Genomic DNA, 17,189 nt, shown 5'->3' on the forward strand with positions numbered 1-17,189 from the left:
AGTTTTTGTGATCACTGACCGGGGGCACGCCACAGCGGCAGCGCGGCGACGGCGCGCTCGATATCGTCCATGTCGTCCGCGCCCAGGGTGTCGTCGAACGGCGCGGACAAAATGCTGCGCATCAGCGCCAGACGGGTCGTCGCTTGCTGCGCATCGATGAAGCGCGTCGTCTCCGCGCAATACCGCGCCCGGCGCTCTGCATCGGCGCCGTCATCGTCGCCATCGGGATAATAATGGCGGCCGATGTGATGCAGCGACTGCAGCAGGAATTCGATCTCGCGCAGGATGCGCAGCGCATCCTCGCCGGACAGCACGATGCGGCGGTTGGCGGGCAGCAGGGATGGCGGCGTGGCGGGATGGTCAGCCATGGCGGATCTTTCTATCAAGGACAAGCCGACAGCCTACGCGATTTTTGCCGCTGGCGACGCCAACCGCGCACCGGGCGCGAAGCGCACGGCGATCAGCAGCAACAGCACCACGCCGCCCGCCATCACCATCCACGCCTGGGCCAGGCTGGACGAATGCTGGCGGATCAGGCCGGCAATGAACGGCATGCTGCTGGCGATGATGTAGCCGCCGCCCTGCACAAAACCGAGCAGCGCGCCGGCGCCGGCCGGGTCACGCACGTGGTCCATGCTGACGATCAGCGACAGGGGGAACAGCGAACCGATGCCGCAGCCCAGCAATATCACAGCAGGAATGGCCAGTTGCACGGGCGCCACGATCAGGCAAGCCAGGCCGGCCAGCACGGACAACAATACGGACAATAACAGGATGCGGCGGTCGGGGAAGCGGTGGATGACGCTGGAAATCACCAGTCCCGCCAGCACTTCCACCAAGGTCAGGCCGCCGAGCAGCAAGCCGCTGTCGGCCGCGCTCCAGCCCAGCTCCGTATAAAACGGCGGCAGCCAGGCCAGCACCAGCGTATAGGCGCCCGTGCCGATGCCGAAAAACACCATCAGCAGCCAGGCGCGGCCACTGCCCACGGGCAGGCTGGCGCCCGCGCCGCCGGACACGTCCACGCGCGAAGCGGCTGCGCGGCGCCACAGCAGCGCGGCGGCCACGGCGGGCAGCGTCCACAGGGCCAGCAGCGCCTGCCAGCCGAGCGATTGGGCCAAGGGCGAAGCGGACGCGGCGGCAATGGCCGCGCCGCCCATGATGCCCGTCGTATAAAAGCCCATCAGCTGGCCTGCCCGTTCGGGGAAATGACGCTTGATGAAGGCCGGCAGCAGCGCCTGCACCAGCGCGATGCCCAGGCCGCCCAGGGCCGCCGTGGCGATCAGGCCGCCGCTGCCGTGCAAGGGCCAGCGCAGCGCGCAGGCGGCGGCGATGATGGCGATGCCCAAGCTAATGCCGCGCGCCACGCCGAGCCGGCGCTGCAACTGCGCGCCCGCCAGCGCGCACAAGCCCATGGCGAACACGGGCACCGTGGTCAGCAAGCCCGCGTCAGCATTGCTGAGGCCCGTGCTGGCCTGGATGCTGTCGAGCAAGGGACCGATGGCGGCAAGGATGGGGCGCAGGTTCAGCCCCAGCAAGATGATGGCGGCCACCAGCAAGGCCGAAGACGTTGAAGAAGGGGAAGCGGCAGGGCGTGTGGAAGGCATGGGATAGTCCTTGCCTCGCTGGGAGGCACATGGTTTAATGCGTCATCAAATATGACTCGATGAAAAGTATCTTAACATAAAGATAGAAATCTATCTTGAGGTCAAGATAAATGGATCCCCATGACAGACACCCCGCAAGAACACACGCGCGCGCAATTTGCCGCCGCACAATGGCAGCGCGAGCTGCCGCAGATGGATACGCGCGCCATGCAGCTGGTGGGCCAATTGGGCACGGTGGCGCAGCTGATGGCGCGCGACTGGCTCAACCCGCTGTTCGCCGAACACGGCTTGCAACCGGGCGAATTCGACGTGCTGGCGACCTTGCGCCGCTCGGGCGCGCCCTACAGCTTGACGCCGACGGCCCTGTACGAAGCGGCCATGCTGTCCTCGGGCGGCATGACCAACCGCATCGACCGCCTGGAAGCGGCCGGCTGGATCGAACGCCAGAAGCACCCGACGGACCGGCGCGGCGTGCTGGTGGCCCTGACGCAAAAGGGGTTGGAACTGATAGAAAAACTCGTGCTGCTGCACGTGGAGAACGAGCGCGCCATGCTGTCGGCGCTCAGCGCCGACGAGCAGCGCCAGCTCGACCAGTTGCTGGCCAAGCTGCTGCAGGGCATGGCGCAGGCGAAGAAAATTTAGGAAAGCAGGTGCGCCAGCTCGCGCAGCGCCGCATTGCCGCGCCGGGCCAGGCGCTGCAGTTCGGCAGGGTCGCGGCTGTCGTAGATGGCCTGGACATGGCGCGCGCTGGCCGCGCGCAAGTCGATATCGCTGTCGCGGTCGGGAAGCTGGGCATCGGCCACGTGGCCCTCGACCAGGGTCAGATAGTAATGGCGTGGCTTGCCGCGCAAGTTGGCGGCAAACTGCAGCACCAGGCCATTCTCGAACAGCAAGGCGCCGCTGCGCTCCCCCTGCTCGAGCAGCACACGAAACGCCGGCAAAGGCTGCCGCGCCGCGCGCAGGAAGCCGGCCAGGTGCACCTGATAGCCAAGATCCAGGCCATTCGCGCCCAGCTGGCCGCGCTGCAGATACGCCTTGAACGACGCCTGCACAGACCGCTTGCCCCTGCGGAACAGGCGCTCGTCTTCGTACAGGCACAACTGGCCGCCGTCGCTGATGGCGTCGAAGCCCCACGCCACCAGTTCCTGCGCCTCGAAGGAGGCCAGGCCGACGGCTTGCGGGTCGCGCAAGCAGCCATGGTCGAGCCAGGATTGCAGCAGGTCGTGAATATCGAGAATGGGCATGGCAGGTTGCTCGGCAGTGGAAAAGACCCGTATTGTAGGCCAGCCTATAATAGCCGGGCCACACCCTCATTCAACGAACTGACCACGCCATGGCCCCACACGACGCGCTTTCCGAATTCGACCTGATCAAACAATATTTCGTGCGCCAGCGCCCCGGCCGCGCCACCCTGGGCATCGGCGACGATTGCGCGCTGATGACGCCCGGCGCCGGCAAGCAGATCGCCATCTCATCGGACATGCTGGTCGAGGACCGGCATTTCTTTGCCGGCGCCGACGCCCGCATGCTCGGTCACAAAAGCCTGGCCGTGAATTTGTCCGACCTGGCCGCCATGGGCGCGCGTCCCGTGGCATTCACGTTGGCCCTGGCGCTGCCGCAAGCCGAACGCGCCTGGCTGGCCGGCTTTGCCGACGGCCTGTTTGCGCTGGCCGACGCGTTTAATTGCGAACTCATCGGCGGCGACACCACCAAGGGTCCTTTGAATATCTGCATCACCGTGTTTGGCGAACTGGCGCCGGGCCAGGCCCTGCGCCGCAGCGCGGCCGTAGCGGGCGACGATATCTGGGTCAGCGGCACCCTGGGCGACGCGCGACTGGCGCTGGCTGGCTACCGCATGGAACAGGAGCTGGCGCCAGAGGACCTGGCCACTGCTGGTGCGCGCATGCACACGCCCACGCCGCGCGTGGCGCTCGGCTGCGCGCTGGCCGAAGCGGGCCTCGCGCATGCGGCCATCGACATTTCGGACGGCCTGGTGGGAGATTTGGGCCACATATTAAAAGCGTCGCAAGTAGGCGCCACCCTCGACGTCGACGCCCTGCCTGCCGGCCCCGTGCTGGCGCGGCAAGACACCACCCTGCGCCGCCGCTACACGGCCGCCGGCGGCGACGATTATGAACTGTGCTTCACGGCGCCCGCCACGTCGCGCGACGCCATCGCCGCGCTGGCGGCCAGCTGCGCCACACCAGTCACGCGCGTGGGCAGCATCGAGGCGCATGCGGGCCTGCGGCTGGTGGATGCAAAGGGGCAGCCGCTGGATCTGGCCTTGAGCTCTTTCGACCACTTCAGCGATTGAGCTAACGCACCGCCACCCGCGCCAACCCTGGCTGGTTCACCATCCAGTAGTGCTGGAAGGCCAGGCGGATGTTGTCGCGCAGCTGGGTGTCGTCCCACGGTTTCGTATAGAAACGGTAGATGGCGCCGCGGTTGATCGAGTCGAGCACGGCTTCCAGGCCCGTGTAGCCGGACAGGATGATGCGGATGGTTTCCGGGTACAGCTCTTTCACCTTGCTCAAAAACTCCGTGCCGCTCATGCTCGGCATGCGCTGGTCGCAGACGATCACGTGGACCCGGTGCAGGGCCAGCATTTCAAAGCCTTCGGCCGGCGTGCTGGCCGTGAGGATCTGGTAACCCTCGGGACGGAACAGGCGGTGCAATGACGACAGCACGTTGACGTCGTCGTCGACGATGAGCAGCGTTTGCGCCGGCTGCGCGGCCGGGTCGTGGCCGGGCGGCAGGCCGGCGCCGGCGACGATCATCTGTCCCAGTTCCAGCGCCGGCAGGGCGCGGCTGAAATAGAAACCCTGGATTTCGTCGCAGCGGTTGCGCCGCAGGTATTCGAGCTGCGGACGCGATTCCACGCCCTCGGCCACGACGCTCAGTTTCAGGCTGTGCGCCATGCTGACGATGGCCAGCGCGATGGCCGCGTCATTCGGATTGCTGGTGATGTTGCGCACGAAAGCGATGTCGATTTTCAGCTTGTCGATGGGGAAGCGCTGCAGATACGCGAGGCTCGAATAACCGGTGCCGAAATCGTCAATGGCCACCTTCACGCCGATTTTTTTCAGTTTGCCCAGCACGACGATGGTGCGCTCGGCGTTCGACATCAGCGCCGTTTCCGTCAGTTCCAGTTCCAGCAATTCCGGCGCTACATTGTGCTGCGCCAGCGCGCGCGTCACCTCGCCTTCCAGGTCGCCTTCGGCAAACTGGCGGCTCGACACATTCACGGCCACGTGCACGGGTCCCACTTCGCTGTCGCGCCACTCGGCGATCTGGCGGCAGGCGGCCTGGATCACCCAGGCGCCCACGCGCACGATCAGCCCCGTGTCTTCCAGCACCGGCACGAATTCGGCCGGCGCCACCAGGCCGTAGCCGGGACGGCGCCAGCGCAGCAGCGCTTCGACGCCGCTGATGCGGCCCGTGCGCAAATCCACCTTCGGTTGATAGTAGAGGATGAACTGCTCGTGTTCGAGCGCATGGCGCAGCGCCAGTTCCAGGTCCAGGCGCGCCAGCACCTGCACGTTCATGCCGGCCGTGAAAAAACGGTAGCCGTCGCGTCCCGCCTGCTTGGCGCCGCCCATGGCCGTATTCGCGTATTTGATCAGGGTTTCCGGGTCGGTGGCGTCGTCCGGATACATGGCGATGCCGATGCTGGCCGTCAGGGTGGCCGCATGGCCGCGCAAATCGAACGGCGCCCTCAAGGCTTCGCGCACCTGGTTGGCCACGGCCACGGCTTCCTGCTGGTTGCGGCTCATGGTGAGTATCAACGCGAATTCGTCGTTGCCCAGGCGCCCCACCGTGTCGCGCAGGCGCACGCATTCGACCAGGCGGTTGCTGAACTGGCGCAGCAGCTCGTCACCCAAGGCCGCCCCCAGGGTGTCGTTGATGCTTTTAAAACGGTCGAGCGCGATGAACAGCACCACGATGCGCCAGCTTTTTTCCTGCGCCAGTTCGACGGCCTGGGCCAGGGTCTGATAAAACAGGCTGCGGTTCGGCAGCCCCGTCAAGCCATCGTAATGGGCCAGGTGCTTGAGGCGCTCCTGCGCCTGGCGCCGCTCGCTGATGTCGCGCGCCACGGCGATCAGCAGCAGACCGCCCGTGCCCTGCCCTCCCCCCACGGGCGCCTGCGCATACCAGTGCCAGCCCAGCTCCACGGGGATCAGGCTCAGATCGCGCCGCACCAGTTCGCACTCCGTCACTTCCGTGGCCAGGTGGGCCGGGCCGCCCGGCAGCGCGGCCAGCGGCGGGGCCGGCGGCGACGGCAGCAAGGTGCCAGGGGCCAGCGCCAGCAGTTCGGTGCGCGCATAGCCGAGCAAACGGCACGCGCCATCGTTGACGTCGACCAGGGTCATGCCCAGCACGTCGACGAGGAAGATGGCGTCGGTGGTGGCGTCCATGGCGCCGCGAAAGCGCTGCAGTTCCGCCGTGCGCTGGCCTACCGTGCGTTCGAGCAGGGTGTTGTAGTGGCGCGCGGCGCGGTGCAGCAGCCGCACTTCGAGCATGTTGCGGATGCGCGTGAGCACCTCGAGCGCATCGAACGGTTTGCTGATGAAGTCGCGCGCGCCCGCTTCCAGCGCCGCCAGCTTGGCGTCCGGGTCGGCGGCGATCACCAGCACAGGCAAATAGCCTTCCAGTTCCAGCGGGCGCAAGGTATCCATCACCTCGTAGCCGCTCATGCCCGGCATCACCAGGTCGAGGATGATCAGGTCGAACTGGTGGCGCTGGTGCAGGCCGGCCACGGCGTGCGCGTCGAGGGTGCTGGTGATGGCCGTGTAGCCGCCGCTGTGCAGCAAATGCTCGAGCAGGCGCAGATTGACTTCCTGGTCGTCGACGATGAGAATTTTCGCCGCATAGATATCCGCCTGGCTGATCATGGCGCGCCGGTTCCCTTCTGCCGGCGCTGCTGCGCCACATAGGCCAGGGTGCTGTTGATCGCCTCGGTAAATTCATCGAGGTTGATCGGCTTGGTCAGATAGCGGTAAAAGCCCAGCGCCAGGCTGCGCTCGACGTCGCCCGGCATGGCGTTGGCCGTCAGGGCGATGACGGGGATGTGCGCCGTGCGCGGATCGGCGCGCAGCAGTTTCAGCGCGTCCGTGCCGTTCACGTTCGGCAGGTTGATGTCCATCAGGATCAGCTGCGGCAAGTGCGTGCGCGCCATTTCCACGCCCAGGCGGCCATCGGTCGCCGTCAGCAGTTGCAATTGCGGGCAGTAGCGCACGATTTCCTCGACCAGGGTCAGGTTGGCGGGATTGTCTTCCACGTACAGCAAGGTCACGGGGGCGCTGTGCTCGAGCAGCGCGCCGGCCAGATCCGGCCGCGGCAAGGCCAGCGTGTCGGGTGCGGGCAAGGCGTCGACCACGCGCAGCTCGATCCAGAAGGTGCTGCCCTCGCCGGGCACGCTGGTCACGCCGATGCTGCCATCCATCAGCTCGACCAGGCGCTTGGTGACCACCAGGCCGATGCCGCTGCCTTCTTCCGTGCCGCCTTCCTGCCCCAGCCGGTTGAACGGCTGGAACAGCAGCGCCACCTGTTCGGCGTCAAGGCCCACGCCCGTGTCGCGCACGCTGATGCGCACCCGCCCGCCCGCCTGCGGCGCGCAATCGATGGCCACCTGCCCCCGCTCGCGGTTGTACTTGAGCGCATTCGACAGCAGGTTCAGCAGGATTTGCTTGAGGCGCGTGCGGTCGGCCAGCACGTTCAGGGGGCAGGCGTCGGGGAAGGCCATGCCGATGCCGCGCTGGCTGGCCAGCGGCGCGATCATGTCGCGGCATTCCTGCAAGATGGCGTCCAGGCCCACGGGTTCGAGCGACAGGCTGACCGTGCCCGATTCCACCTTCGCCAGATCGAGGATTTCATTGATCAGGGTCAGCAGGTGACGCCCGGATTTCAGGATATGCCCGGCGAACTCCTTCTTTTGCTCCAGGGTCGACGGCAGACGGTCGGAACTGAGGATTTGCGCGAAGCCCAGGATGGCGTTGAGCGGCGTGCGCAATTCGTGGCTCATCGACGACAGGAACGCCGACTTGGCATAGTTGGCGCTGCGCGCCTCTTCCATCGCCATGGCCAGTTCGCCATTCGTCATTTCCAGCTGCATCGTGCGCTCGTGCACGCGCACTTCCAGTTCCTGGTTCAGGCGCATGACTTCCTGCTGCGCCTCGGTGCGCTGTTCGCCTTCGCTCGCCAGTTCGCCGTTCGAGCGCTCCAGCGCCTGCGTGCGCAGCTCGATCTCGGCCAGCATCTTGTTGAAGGAATCGACCAGCTGCGCCACTTCATCGACGCTGAGCTTGCGCGCGCGGCGCGAATAGTCGCCCGTTTCAATCACTTCGCGCGCCACGTCGGCGATATCGAGGATCGGCTGCGTGATGACGAAATCGAGGCGGCGCAACAGCAGCAAGGCCACCAGCAGCGCCAGCACCGTCACGCTCAGCGCGATGGCCAGGTAATCGGCCGTGCGGCCGGCCAGTTCATAATCGGCGCGCAGATACACGGTGCCCAGCAGTTCGCCATTGTCGACGATGGGCTTGAACAATTCGACGGATTTGCCCGCGATACTGACGCCTTCCTTGCCCGCCTTCGCCGGCAGCTCGCCCACATGCTGGTTCGCGCGGTAGCTGGCAAACAGGCTGCCGTCGGCCTTGTACAGGGCGCCGGCCGTCACGCGCGGGCGGATGCGCATCAGGTTGAGGTTTTCCAGCGCCAGGCGCTCGTCGTCGAAGGCCAGCGCGGCCGAGCTCATGTGCCCCAGCAGCTCGGCCTGGGTACTGATGTCGGCCACCAGATTGCGGTGGTAGGCGCGCAAGTCGTAGACGACGATGGTGCCCAGCGAAATGACGAGCGCCACCAGGGTGGTCAGCAAGACCACCGACATCAGCTTGTGGCGGATGGAACGCAGTCTGATCATCTAGGCGCCTCCCGTCTGCACGCGGTAGGCGGCCAGCAGCATGCGCGCGCTGATGCGGATATGCGCCTGCGCCACAGGTTTCAAGGCCACGTCGAAGCGGACCTTGTCTTCGGCCATCACAAAATTGATCATGCTGCCCATCGCGTAGACCTCATCCGAATCGGATACCGTCAGCAACGCCAGGCCACGGCTGGCGGCCAGCATTTCCTGCAACGCCGTTTTCTCCAGCGCGCCCAGGTACAGCACGTGCAGCCCGGCCAGCGTTTCGCCGCGGCGCACTTTTTTCACTTGCACGGCGCGGCCGTTGACGCTATGCCCGGCCACGCTCTGTTCGAGCTGCTCGGCCAGCGCATCGGCGCCCGCCACGCCGATCACCAGCGGAGAGTCGGGCCGGGCAAAGCTGCCGTCGGGCCATTCGACAAAGCCGGCAAACTTGTACAGATACCCGGCCTTGACCTGGCGTTCCAGCTCCCCCGGCACCTGTGACCGTGCATCGGCGCACAGCACGCCCAAAAGCAGCAAAAGCCAGCCCCAGCGAAGAGGGAGGCGGCGGCCGCGCGCGGGGCGGCGCAGGGGGCCAGGATGACGCCACCAGGTCCAGTTCAGAATTACCATGACAACCGAGTAAAGATAATGCAATCCGAAGGCGCGGCACCATGCCGCTTGCCTGTTCGAGCGATGCGCACCCGGGTAGCGCAGCGGCGGCCCGCCTGCCGGCCCGAAGTGGTAGCAAATGTATAAAAGAGTGTACGCATTTTCGCTGTGACCGGGGAAAGTTTCTTTTACCGTTGACCATGCTACAGTCTTGCCATCATTTTCACCGCATGCAGGAGCCATCCATGAGCAAGGAACTCGTCCCCCTCTCCACCGCCGTCGGCCTGGCCTTGCAGGCGAAGGGACTGCTGCTGGCCACGGCCGAATCGTGCACGGGCGGCGGCGTGGCACAGGCCGTCACGGACGTCTCAGGCTCGAGCGCCTGGTTCGAACGGGGCTTCGTCACCTATTCCAACGGGGCCAAGACCAGCATGCTGGGCGTGCCTGCAGAACTGATCACCGCACACGGCGCCGTCAGCGAGGAAGTGGCCGCCGCCATGGCGCAAGGCACCCTGGCCCACAGCGAAGCCCAGGTGGCCGTTTCGACCACGGGCATCGCCGGCCCCACGGGCGGCGTGCCGGGCAAACCCGTCGGCACCGTCTGTTTCGGCTGGGCCATGGACGGGCGCGTGCTGACGCAACGGCTGGTATTCGCCGGCGACAGGCAAGCCGTGCGCGAGCAGGCCGTGACGCACGCGCTGCGGGAACTGCTGCGCTTTATCCAGTAGCGTCGGCGATGCAGGCGCGGTCGCGGCCCGCCTGCTTGGCCGCATACAGGGCGCTGTCGGCGCGCATCAGCAATTCGTGGCGGCCGGCGCCGTGGCGCGGATATTCGGCGATGCCGGCCGAAAAGGTGCAGCCCGTCAAGCTGTGCGGCGCCTGCTGGATCAGCAGCTGGCGGTAGCGCGCGGCGATATCGTCGATCTTGTGCGCCGCGATCAGGCTGTCGGCTTCGCGCAACAGCAGGCAGAATTCCTCCCCGCCATAACGGCACACCATGTCGCTGCCGCGCAACTGGCCTTCCACCAGGCGCGCGAACTGGATCAGCACTTCATCGCCGAAGTTGTGTCCATAGGTGTCGTTGACGCGCTTGAAAAAATCGAGGTCGATGATGGCGATGGCCACGGGTGCATCCGCATCGGCCTCGTGCAGGATGGCATTGAGGCACGTTTCAAAATGGCGGCGGTTGTACAGGCCCGTCAGGTGGTCGCGCATGGCCTGTTCCTTCAGGCTGTCCTGCAGGGAATTGACGTGCAGGATCTGGTGCGCCAGTTCGCGGTTCAGGTGCTCGAGCTTGGCGTTTTCCGTCTCGCGCGCCGCCTGCAGCTCCAGCGCCTTGTCGCGCTCGGCCTTCAGGCTGTGCATTTCCTTTTCCAGGTTGCGCATCAGGCTGCGCGAGGCGCGCGCCGATTTGCTGCTGGCCTCGTAGGCGGCCTGGTATTGCTGCAAATAGCCATACGCGACCTGCCATTCACCCAGCTGGGCGTTGATGTCGGCCAAGCCGCGCAAAATCTGCTGCTGGTGAAACGGATTGCGCGTCCAGCTCAGCAGGCTGTGCGCCTGCGTCAGCGAGGCCAGCGCCTGCGCCGTCTGGCCCGCGTGCAAGTCCAGCTTGCCGCGCACCAGCCACGCATGCATCTGCTCTTCCAGGTCCTGGCCGCGGCGCGCATATTCTTCGGCCCGCAACAGCAATTGCAGGGCGCTGTCGGGCTGGCGCAGCAGGATGGCCGCGTGGGCGGCGATGCAGAACAGGAAGGCGCGCACGGCCAGGTCTTCTTCCGGCCACTCGTAAAACGGCTCCACCAGCGCCAACGCCTCGGCCGGCTTGCCGGTGGCCAATAAACACATGGCCAGGTTGGCCGAGACGATGGTTTGCTGGTATTTGAGCTTTTGCGTGCCGATGATCTCGAGCGCCTCGACCAGCAAGGGGATCGCATCTTCATCGTTGCCCAGGTCATGCTGCGACGACGCCAGGTTCGACAGGCTGTTGACCCGATGCGCGGGGCTGCCGAAACGTTCGGCGATGTCCAGCGCCAGCAAAAAGTTGCGCGGGCCGTCCTGCGTATCGCCACGGTTCAGGGCATCGACGCCCAGGCGCGCGTACAGCATGAACTTGTGCAGCGAATCGGGGATTTGCGCGGCCTGGCTGCGCGCCTGCAGGAAATGCTGTTCGGCATCGGCAAAATCGCCGCGCCGGCTCGCATATGCGCCCTGCAGGGCGGCCACTTCCATGCCCCCTTCCAGGTCGCCGCTGTGCTGGAAATACGCGCCCAGACGCTCGCACGACGGCTCGGCCTCGCCCGCGTAATACGCGAGCCAGCAATGATTGAGTTCCGCATACGCGCCGCCGCGCGCATACTGTTGCCGTTGCGCCGCCGCCAGCGCCATCTGCGCCAGCCGGCGCGCCTGGCGGCGGTTGCCGACCAGGCAAGCCAGGGCTTGCTGATTCAGACGGTCAATGTCGGCTTTATCGAGACTGGAGATCGGCACTGCGTCCTCGTTCACACTCTGGGGTGCATTTTTCACACAAAACTTGCTCTGTATCAATGGTATCCTGATTAACATCATAACCAGATTCGCTGTTCCGCATGGCATATTTGCAAAGGATTGTGGTAAAAATGCCAGTCGCCGCTGTCACGGATCTTTGATTGTCACTGACGCAACAACTTGGAGTAGTCGCAATGCAAAACACGGTACATTTCATCCTGCAGGGCAAGGGCGGCATCGGCAAGACCCTCGTCTCTACCCTGCTGGCCCAGTGGATAGGCGGCAAGGACGATACGCCTTTGCGCTGCTATGACACCGACCAGGAAAACGCGACTTTTTCGCGCTACAAAGCGATGCAGGTCAAGCACGTGCCCGTGATGACGGATGCGCGCAACATCGACCCGAAACGCTTCGACGCGCTGATGATCGACATTCTCGACACGGACGGCAACTGCGTGATCGACAATGGCGCCAACACCTTTTCGCCGCTGATGGGCTACCTGCTGGAAAACGACTGTTTCTCGCTGCTGGAAGAATCGGGCCGCAAGGTCTACATCCACACCATCGTCGGCGGCGGCGATACCTTGCACGACACGGCCACGGGCTTTGTCGCGACGGCCCAATCGACGAAGGTGCCGCTGGTGCTGTGGCAAAACGAACACTTCGGCCTGCTGCAATCGGCGTCGGGCAAGCAATTCGTCGAATCGCAGTCGTACAGCGACAACCGCGCGCGCGTGAAAGGCAGCATCACCCTGAGCCAGCGCAATCCCGACACCTTTGGCGCCGACGTCAAGAAAATGAACACGGCGCGCCTGACGATGCAGGAAGTGCTGCAGAACGACAAGTTCAACATCATGGAAAAGCAGCGCATCAAGGTCGTCTACCGCGACATCTTCGAACAGCTCGACAAGGTGCAGTGGTAGATGGACCAGCACAAACTGCGCAGCCACGTGTTCGACAAGACGGGCATCAAGGTCGATGTCGATGACCCCATATTCGCCCTCGTGGCGCTGAACGAAGCCGTGCTGGCGGAAACCGTCGAGCGCCAGCTGGCCCTGCTGGATTCTGCCACGCAGGCGCTGGCGGCCCAGGCGCGCGCGGCGGGCGGCTTGCCGGCGGCCGCGCCCCAGCCTGTGCAGGAAGCGGCCGGGCGCGCCCCTTGGTTTTCTCCGCGCGAATGGCGCTTGCTGGGCGCCGCGGCCGTCGTCTCTGTCGCCAGCGCGCTGCTGGTGCTGGGCGGCGCAGCCCTGTTGTATAAACTGTAGCACCGACCGTATTAACGTCCCGCTGCGCCAGCCACGAGCGAGCCGCAGCGTCTTCTCCACCTATCCCTGGAAGCATGCATGAAACCGATCAAACTGCTGGCCCTCCCCGCCCTGTTGCTGTCGCTGTACGGCGCCCCGCTCACCCTCGCCCACGCCGCCGATGCGGCCGTCACGACGGGCGCGTCATCCGTGCCGCATATCGCCTACGAAAAATACACCTTGCCGAACGGCCTCGACGTCATTCTCGTGGAAGACCATAAACTGCCCGTCACGGCCGTCAATATCTGGTACCACGTGGGTCCCGCGAATGAAGCGCCGGGCCTGACGGGCTTTGCTCACCTGTTCGAGCACATGATGTTTGCCGCCACCAAGCATGTGCCGCGCGGCATGGCCGATCAGTTGCTCGAAGGCGCGGGCGCCACGGATTCGAACGGCAGCACGGATTTCGACCGCACCAATTATTTCGACACGGTACCGTCGAACCAGCTGGAACTGGCCCTGTGGACGCATTCCGACCGCATGGGCTACCTGCTGGACGTGCTCGACCAGACGGCGCTGACGAACCAGCAGGACGTGGTGCGCAACGAACGCCGCCAGAGCGTGGAAAATGCGCCCTACGGCATCGTGCAGGAAGCGCTATACCATCAGCTGTTTCCCAAGACCCACCCGTATTACGCCAGCGTCATCGGTTCGCACGCAGACATCCAGAACGCGAAACTGGCCGACATCAAGGAATTCTTCAGCAAATACTATGGCCCCAACAACGCCAGCCTCGTGATCGCCGGCGATATCGACAAGGCGAAAACCAAGGAACTGGTCAACAAGTATTTTGGCAGCTTCAAGAGCGGCCCGGCCGTGCCGAAACCCGATGTCGTGACGCCGCCCATCACGCAGGAACGCCGCATCGTGGTGCAGGACCGGGTCGAATTGCCGCGCGTCTTCATGGCCTGGCTGACGCCGTCCGCCTACACCAGGGATGACGCGGAGCTGTCGATCGCCGCGCACATCCTGGCCGGCGGCAAGTCCAGCCGTTTATATAAGTCCCTCGTGTACGACAAGCAGATCGCCCAGGACGTGGGCGCCAGCCAGGGCTCGAACGCCCTCACCTCCATCTTCACCATCGACGCGACGGCGCGCCCGGGCCGCAAGCCCGAGGAAATTGAGCAAGCCCTGCAGGCGGAGCTGGAACAACTGCGCGCCAAGGGTCCCACCGAGAAGGAACTGGAGCGGGCGCGCAACAGCATCGAGACCAACATGCTGAGCCAGGTGGAAAAAATGGGCGGGCGCGGCGTGGCCAACTTGCTCAACGAATACAACCAGTACGTGGGCGACCCCGGCTATCTGGCCAAGGATATCGCGCGCTACCGCCAAGTGACGGCGGCCGGCGTGCAGCGCGCCGTCGACCAGTACCTGAAAAACCAGTCGCGCGTGGTCGTCTACGGCGTGCCCGGTACGCCGGACCTGGGCGCGGAAGTGCCGACACCGGCGCCGGGCAAGGTCAAGCCTGCGCCAGGCACGGCCATCAATGCCGACGAGCCATGGCGCAATGCCGTGCCGAAGGCCGGTCCCGCACCAAAAATTGTTTTACCGCAAGGAAAATCGTTCACCCTGGCGAACGGCCTGACCGTGATTCACCACTACAACGGGGCCGTGCCGCTCGTGTCCAGCCAGCTGGTGATCAAGAGCGGCTCGGGCGCCAATCCGCTGGCGCAGCCGGGCTTGTCGAGCTTTACGGCGCAATTGCTGCAGGAAGGCACGGCCACGCGCACGGCGCCGCAAATCGCCGACGATGTGGCGCAACTGGGCGTCCTGCTGAGTACCGGCTCCGGCACGGATGCCTCGTTCGCCCAGCTGACGTCGCTCAAAGCCACCTTCCCGCAAGCGCTCGACGTGCTGGCCGACGTGGTGCTGCACCCGCAATTCCCGCAGGAAGAAGTCGAGCGCCAGCGCGCCAGCCGCATCGGACAGCTGGCGCAGCAGCGTGAAAACGCGGGCTTTGTCGCGGCCCGTGTGGAAGCGGCGGCCCTGTATGGCCCGCAGCATCCGTATGGCTACATCCAGCTGGGCACGGAAGCGGCGCTGAAAGCGGCCAGCCGCGCAGACTTGCAAGGTTTCTGGCAGCAGCATTACCTGCCGAATAATGCGGCCCTGATCGTCTCGGGCGATATCGGCGAAGCGGAATTGAAGGCGCTGGCTGAAGCCAAGTTCGGCAGCTGGAAGCCAGGCACGGTGGCGCCGGCCGTGGCCGCCGCGCCGCAGACGACGAAGGCCAAGTTGATCCTGGTCGACAAGCCGGGCGCGCCGCAAACGGCCGTGCGCCTGTCCGCCATCGCCGTGCCGCGCGCCACGCCCGACTACGCGCCGCTGCAAGTGATGAACGCGGCGCTGGGCGGCTTGTTTACCAGCCGCCTGAACACCAACTTGCGCGAAGAAAAGGGGTATACGTATGGCGTGCGCTCGCAATTCCAGTACCGCAACCAGCCTGGACCGTTCTCGATTGCCGCCAGCGTGCGCACCGATGTGACAGGTCCGGCCGTGTCGGAAACCGTCAAGGAACTGCGCGCCATGATCGCCAAGCCCTTGAGCAACAAGGAACTGGCGAATGCGCGCAACTCGCAAGTGCTGTCCTTGCCGGGCCAGTTCGACACGAACGCCAGCATTAGCGCCAGCATGGCGAACGCGTATATCTACGGCCTGGGCCTCGACTATTACACGACCTTGCCGCAGCGCTTTGCCAGCGTGACGGACAAGCAGGTGCAGCAGGTAGCGAAAAAATACCTGCAGCCGGAAAAGCTGATCGTCATCGGCGTGGGCGACAAGGCGAAGATCGCCCCGCAATTGAGCAAGCTGAAACTGGCGCCGGTGGAACTGCGCGATGCTGAAGGCAACGTGAAGTAATCGGGCTAGCGGCGCTTGAACAGCGCCGCTTTATCCACCAGCGCCGCGATCGCCACACCGGCCGTGTAGGCGATCAGATCGACCCAGCCGAAGGCAGAGCCCAGCACCAGGTGCCCCAGCGGATGGGCGCGTAGCGCGACGAGCCACGGCGCCTGGATCAGCTGGCCGAATTCGACGCCAAAGCAGATCAGCAGAGACCACAAGGCCAGTTGCCACGTGCGCATGCGCGTGGCAACGATGCCCAGCGCAAAGACGATCATCATGGCCCACAGGGCGTCGCCCGGATACTTGCCGAGCGCGGCGGGGACGAATTGGGGATAGGCGCGCGAGGCCAGGCCCAGCGCGATGACAGCCACGGTTGCGCCCACCTGCAGCAGGCGGCGGCGTTCAGGTTTTACCAGGAACATATTTCCATTCAAAGGCACAATACGGGCCGAACCATTGCGGCCCGTCCGATATTGTACTGCGCGGCCGTGTCCGTCTGTAGCCTAATGCATCAGTTCAGCTTGACGTTCTGCGCCAGGAAATCAAGAAAGACGCGCACGCGCAGCGGCACATGCCCGCCTTGGCCCACGAACACGGCATGCACTTCCTCGCTGTCGCCGGGATTGAATGCTTCCAGCACGGCCTGCAAACGGCCGGCCGCGATATCGGCGCGCACCTGGAAGGCGGCCAGGCGCGCCAATCCCAGTCCCGCCAGCGCCAATTGCCGCAAGGCTTCGCCATCGCTGGCCTGCGCATTGCCGACGACAGGCACGACGACGTCGCCCTCGGGCAGGTGCAGCGGCCAGCCCGAGCGGGCGCGCGCGTAATTGGCATCAAGCAAGTTGTGCGACGCCAGCTCGGCGGGCGTCAACGGCATGCCGCGCCGCGCCAGGTAGGCTGGCGCCGCCACGATCACCATGCGCGTCTGGCCCAGCTTGCGCGCCAGCAGGCTGGAACTTTTCAGCGGGCCAGCCCGCACGGCCACATCCGTGCGCTGCTCGAGGATATCGACGACTTCATCCGTGAGCACGATGTCGAGCGTCACCTCGGGATAGCGTTCCAGGAACAACGGCGCCAGCGGCAACAAAAAATGCTGGCCGAACGGCACGTTGGCATTGACCCTGATTTTGCCGCGCGGCACATCCTGCACGCCGGCGCAGCGCTCGGCCTCGTCCAGCGCCGCCAGCACGTGACGCCCCCGTTCGTACAGGCCGCAGCCTTCGGCCGTCAGCTGCAGCTGGCGCGTGGAACGGTTCAGCAATCGCGCGCCCAGGCGCTCTTCCAGCCGCGCAACGAGCTTGCTGACGGCCGATGGCGTCATGCCGCAGGCGCGCGCGGCGGCGGAAAAGCCGCCCAGCTCGACCACGCGCACAAACACTTCCAGCTCGCCGGAGCGGTTCACTTCCAGTCTGGCCATTGTGAATTCAACTCATAAAT

At 65.2% G+C, this 17,189-nt stretch carries 15 protein-coding genes; 6 read left to right on the top strand and 9 right to left on the bottom strand.

What is annotated here, in order from left to right:
* Positions 1-11 precede the first annotated feature (11 nt).
* A complete protein-coding gene (locus HWE17_RS06395) occupies positions 12-368 on the bottom strand; it encodes a hypothetical protein (protein WP_217916710.1) in 357 nt (118 codons plus the stop codon).
* A 33-nt stretch (positions 369-401) separates the two neighbouring features.
* Positions 402-1,604: an MFS transporter gene (locus tag HWE17_RS06400; RefSeq protein ID WP_176388193.1), complete on the bottom strand. Its 1,203-nt coding sequence runs from the start codon at positions 1,602-1,604 to the stop codon at positions 402-404.
* Positions 1,605-1,724: 120 nt separating this feature from the next.
* Here HWE17_RS06400 and HWE17_RS06405 point away from each other — a divergent pair, with 120 nt between their 5' ends.
* Complete coding sequence (locus tag HWE17_RS06405; RefSeq protein WP_176388194.1) at positions 1,725-2,246, top strand: MarR family winged helix-turn-helix transcriptional regulator; 522 nt, start codon at positions 1,725-1,727, stop codon at positions 2,244-2,246.
* Here HWE17_RS06405 and HWE17_RS06410 read toward each other — a convergent pair.
* The gene (locus HWE17_RS06410) at positions 2,243-2,848 is read right to left on the bottom strand and encodes a hypothetical protein (RefSeq protein WP_176388195.1); all 606 of its coding nucleotides are present in this window, start codon (positions 2,846-2,848) and stop codon (positions 2,243-2,245) included. The two genes, HWE17_RS06405 and HWE17_RS06410, sit on opposite strands and share 4 nt — an antisense overlap.
* An 89-nt stretch (positions 2,849-2,937) precedes the next feature.
* On the opposite strand from HWE17_RS06410, the gene thiL reads away from it, so the two are divergent.
* Positions 2,938-3,918, top strand: a complete 981-nt coding sequence (gene thiL, locus HWE17_RS06415) for a thiamine-phosphate kinase (RefSeq protein WP_176388196.1) — start codon at positions 2,938-2,940, stop codon at positions 3,916-3,918.
* Between the two features lies 1 nt (position 3,919).
* Here the strand turns inward: thiL and HWE17_RS06420 are convergent, their stop codons facing one another.
* From HWE17_RS06420 to HWE17_RS06430, 3 genes are read right to left on the bottom strand one after another with little or no spacing between them, the layout of a single operon-like run.
* Positions 3,920-6,496 carry an EAL domain-containing protein gene (locus tag HWE17_RS06420; RefSeq protein WP_176388197.1) on the bottom strand — a complete coding sequence of 859 codons (2,577 nt, stop codon included), beginning with the start codon at positions 6,494-6,496 and terminating at the stop codon, positions 3,920-3,922.
* Positions 6,493-8,523, bottom strand: coding sequence for an ATP-binding protein (locus tag HWE17_RS06425; RefSeq protein ID WP_176388198.1), 2,031 nt, complete (start codon positions 8,521-8,523; stop codon positions 6,493-6,495). Before HWE17_RS06425 ends, HWE17_RS06420 begins: the two co-directional genes overlap by 4 nt.
* Entirely contained in the window at positions 8,524-9,045 is a 522-nt protein-coding gene (locus tag HWE17_RS06430; RefSeq protein ID WP_176388199.1) for a YfiR family protein, read from the bottom strand. It lies immediately after the preceding gene.
* A 317-nt stretch (positions 9,046-9,362) separates the two neighbouring features.
* On the opposite strand from HWE17_RS06430, the gene HWE17_RS06435 reads away from it, so the two are divergent.
* Positions 9,363-9,845 carry a CinA family protein gene (locus HWE17_RS06435; protein WP_176388200.1) on the top strand — a complete coding sequence of 161 codons (483 nt, stop codon included), beginning with the start codon at positions 9,363-9,365 and terminating at the stop codon, positions 9,843-9,845.
* Here the strand turns inward: HWE17_RS06435 and HWE17_RS06440 are convergent.
* Positions 9,835-11,607, bottom strand: a complete 1,773-nt coding sequence (locus HWE17_RS06440) for a diguanylate cyclase (RefSeq protein ID WP_369681709.1) — start codon at positions 11,605-11,607, stop codon at positions 9,835-9,837. The genes HWE17_RS06435 and HWE17_RS06440 overlap by 11 nt on opposite strands.
* 191 nt (positions 11,608-11,798) lie before the next feature.
* On the opposite strand from HWE17_RS06440, the gene HWE17_RS06445 reads away from it, so the two are divergent.
* The 3 genes from HWE17_RS06445 (at position 11,799) to HWE17_RS06455 (ending at position 15,767) form a co-directional block, all read left to right on the top strand.
* On the top strand, positions 11,799-12,527 hold the full coding sequence (locus HWE17_RS06445; RefSeq protein WP_099401722.1) for a hypothetical protein: 729 nt from the start codon (positions 11,799-11,801) through the stop codon (positions 12,525-12,527).
* Entirely contained in the window at positions 12,528-12,869 is a 342-nt protein-coding gene (locus tag HWE17_RS06450; RefSeq protein WP_176388201.1) for a hypothetical protein, read from the top strand.
* 78 nt (positions 12,870-12,947) lie between these two features.
* Positions 12,948-15,767, top strand: coding sequence for a pitrilysin family protein (locus HWE17_RS06455; RefSeq protein WP_176388202.1), 2,820 nt, complete (start codon positions 12,948-12,950; stop codon positions 15,765-15,767).
* 5 nt (positions 15,768-15,772) lie between these two features.
* On the opposite strand, the gene HWE17_RS06460 is transcribed toward HWE17_RS06455, so the two are convergent.
* Together HWE17_RS06460 and HWE17_RS06465 are read right to left on the bottom strand one after the other, a co-directional pair.
* Positions 15,773-16,174: a DUF2809 domain-containing protein gene (locus HWE17_RS06460; RefSeq protein ID WP_176388203.1), complete on the bottom strand. Its 402-nt coding sequence runs from the start codon at positions 16,172-16,174 to the stop codon at positions 15,773-15,775.
* Between the two features lie 89 nt (positions 16,175-16,263).
* Complete coding sequence (locus HWE17_RS06465) at positions 16,264-17,169, bottom strand: LysR family transcriptional regulator (protein ID WP_176388204.1); 906 nt, start codon at positions 17,167-17,169, stop codon at positions 16,264-16,266.
* Positions 17,170-17,189: the final 20 nt, after the last annotated feature.

It is taken from the genome of Janthinobacterium sp. BJB401, from assembly GCF_013372745.1.
Lineage (GTDB): Bacteria > Pseudomonadota > Gammaproteobacteria > Burkholderiales > Burkholderiaceae_D > Janthinobacterium > Janthinobacterium rivuli.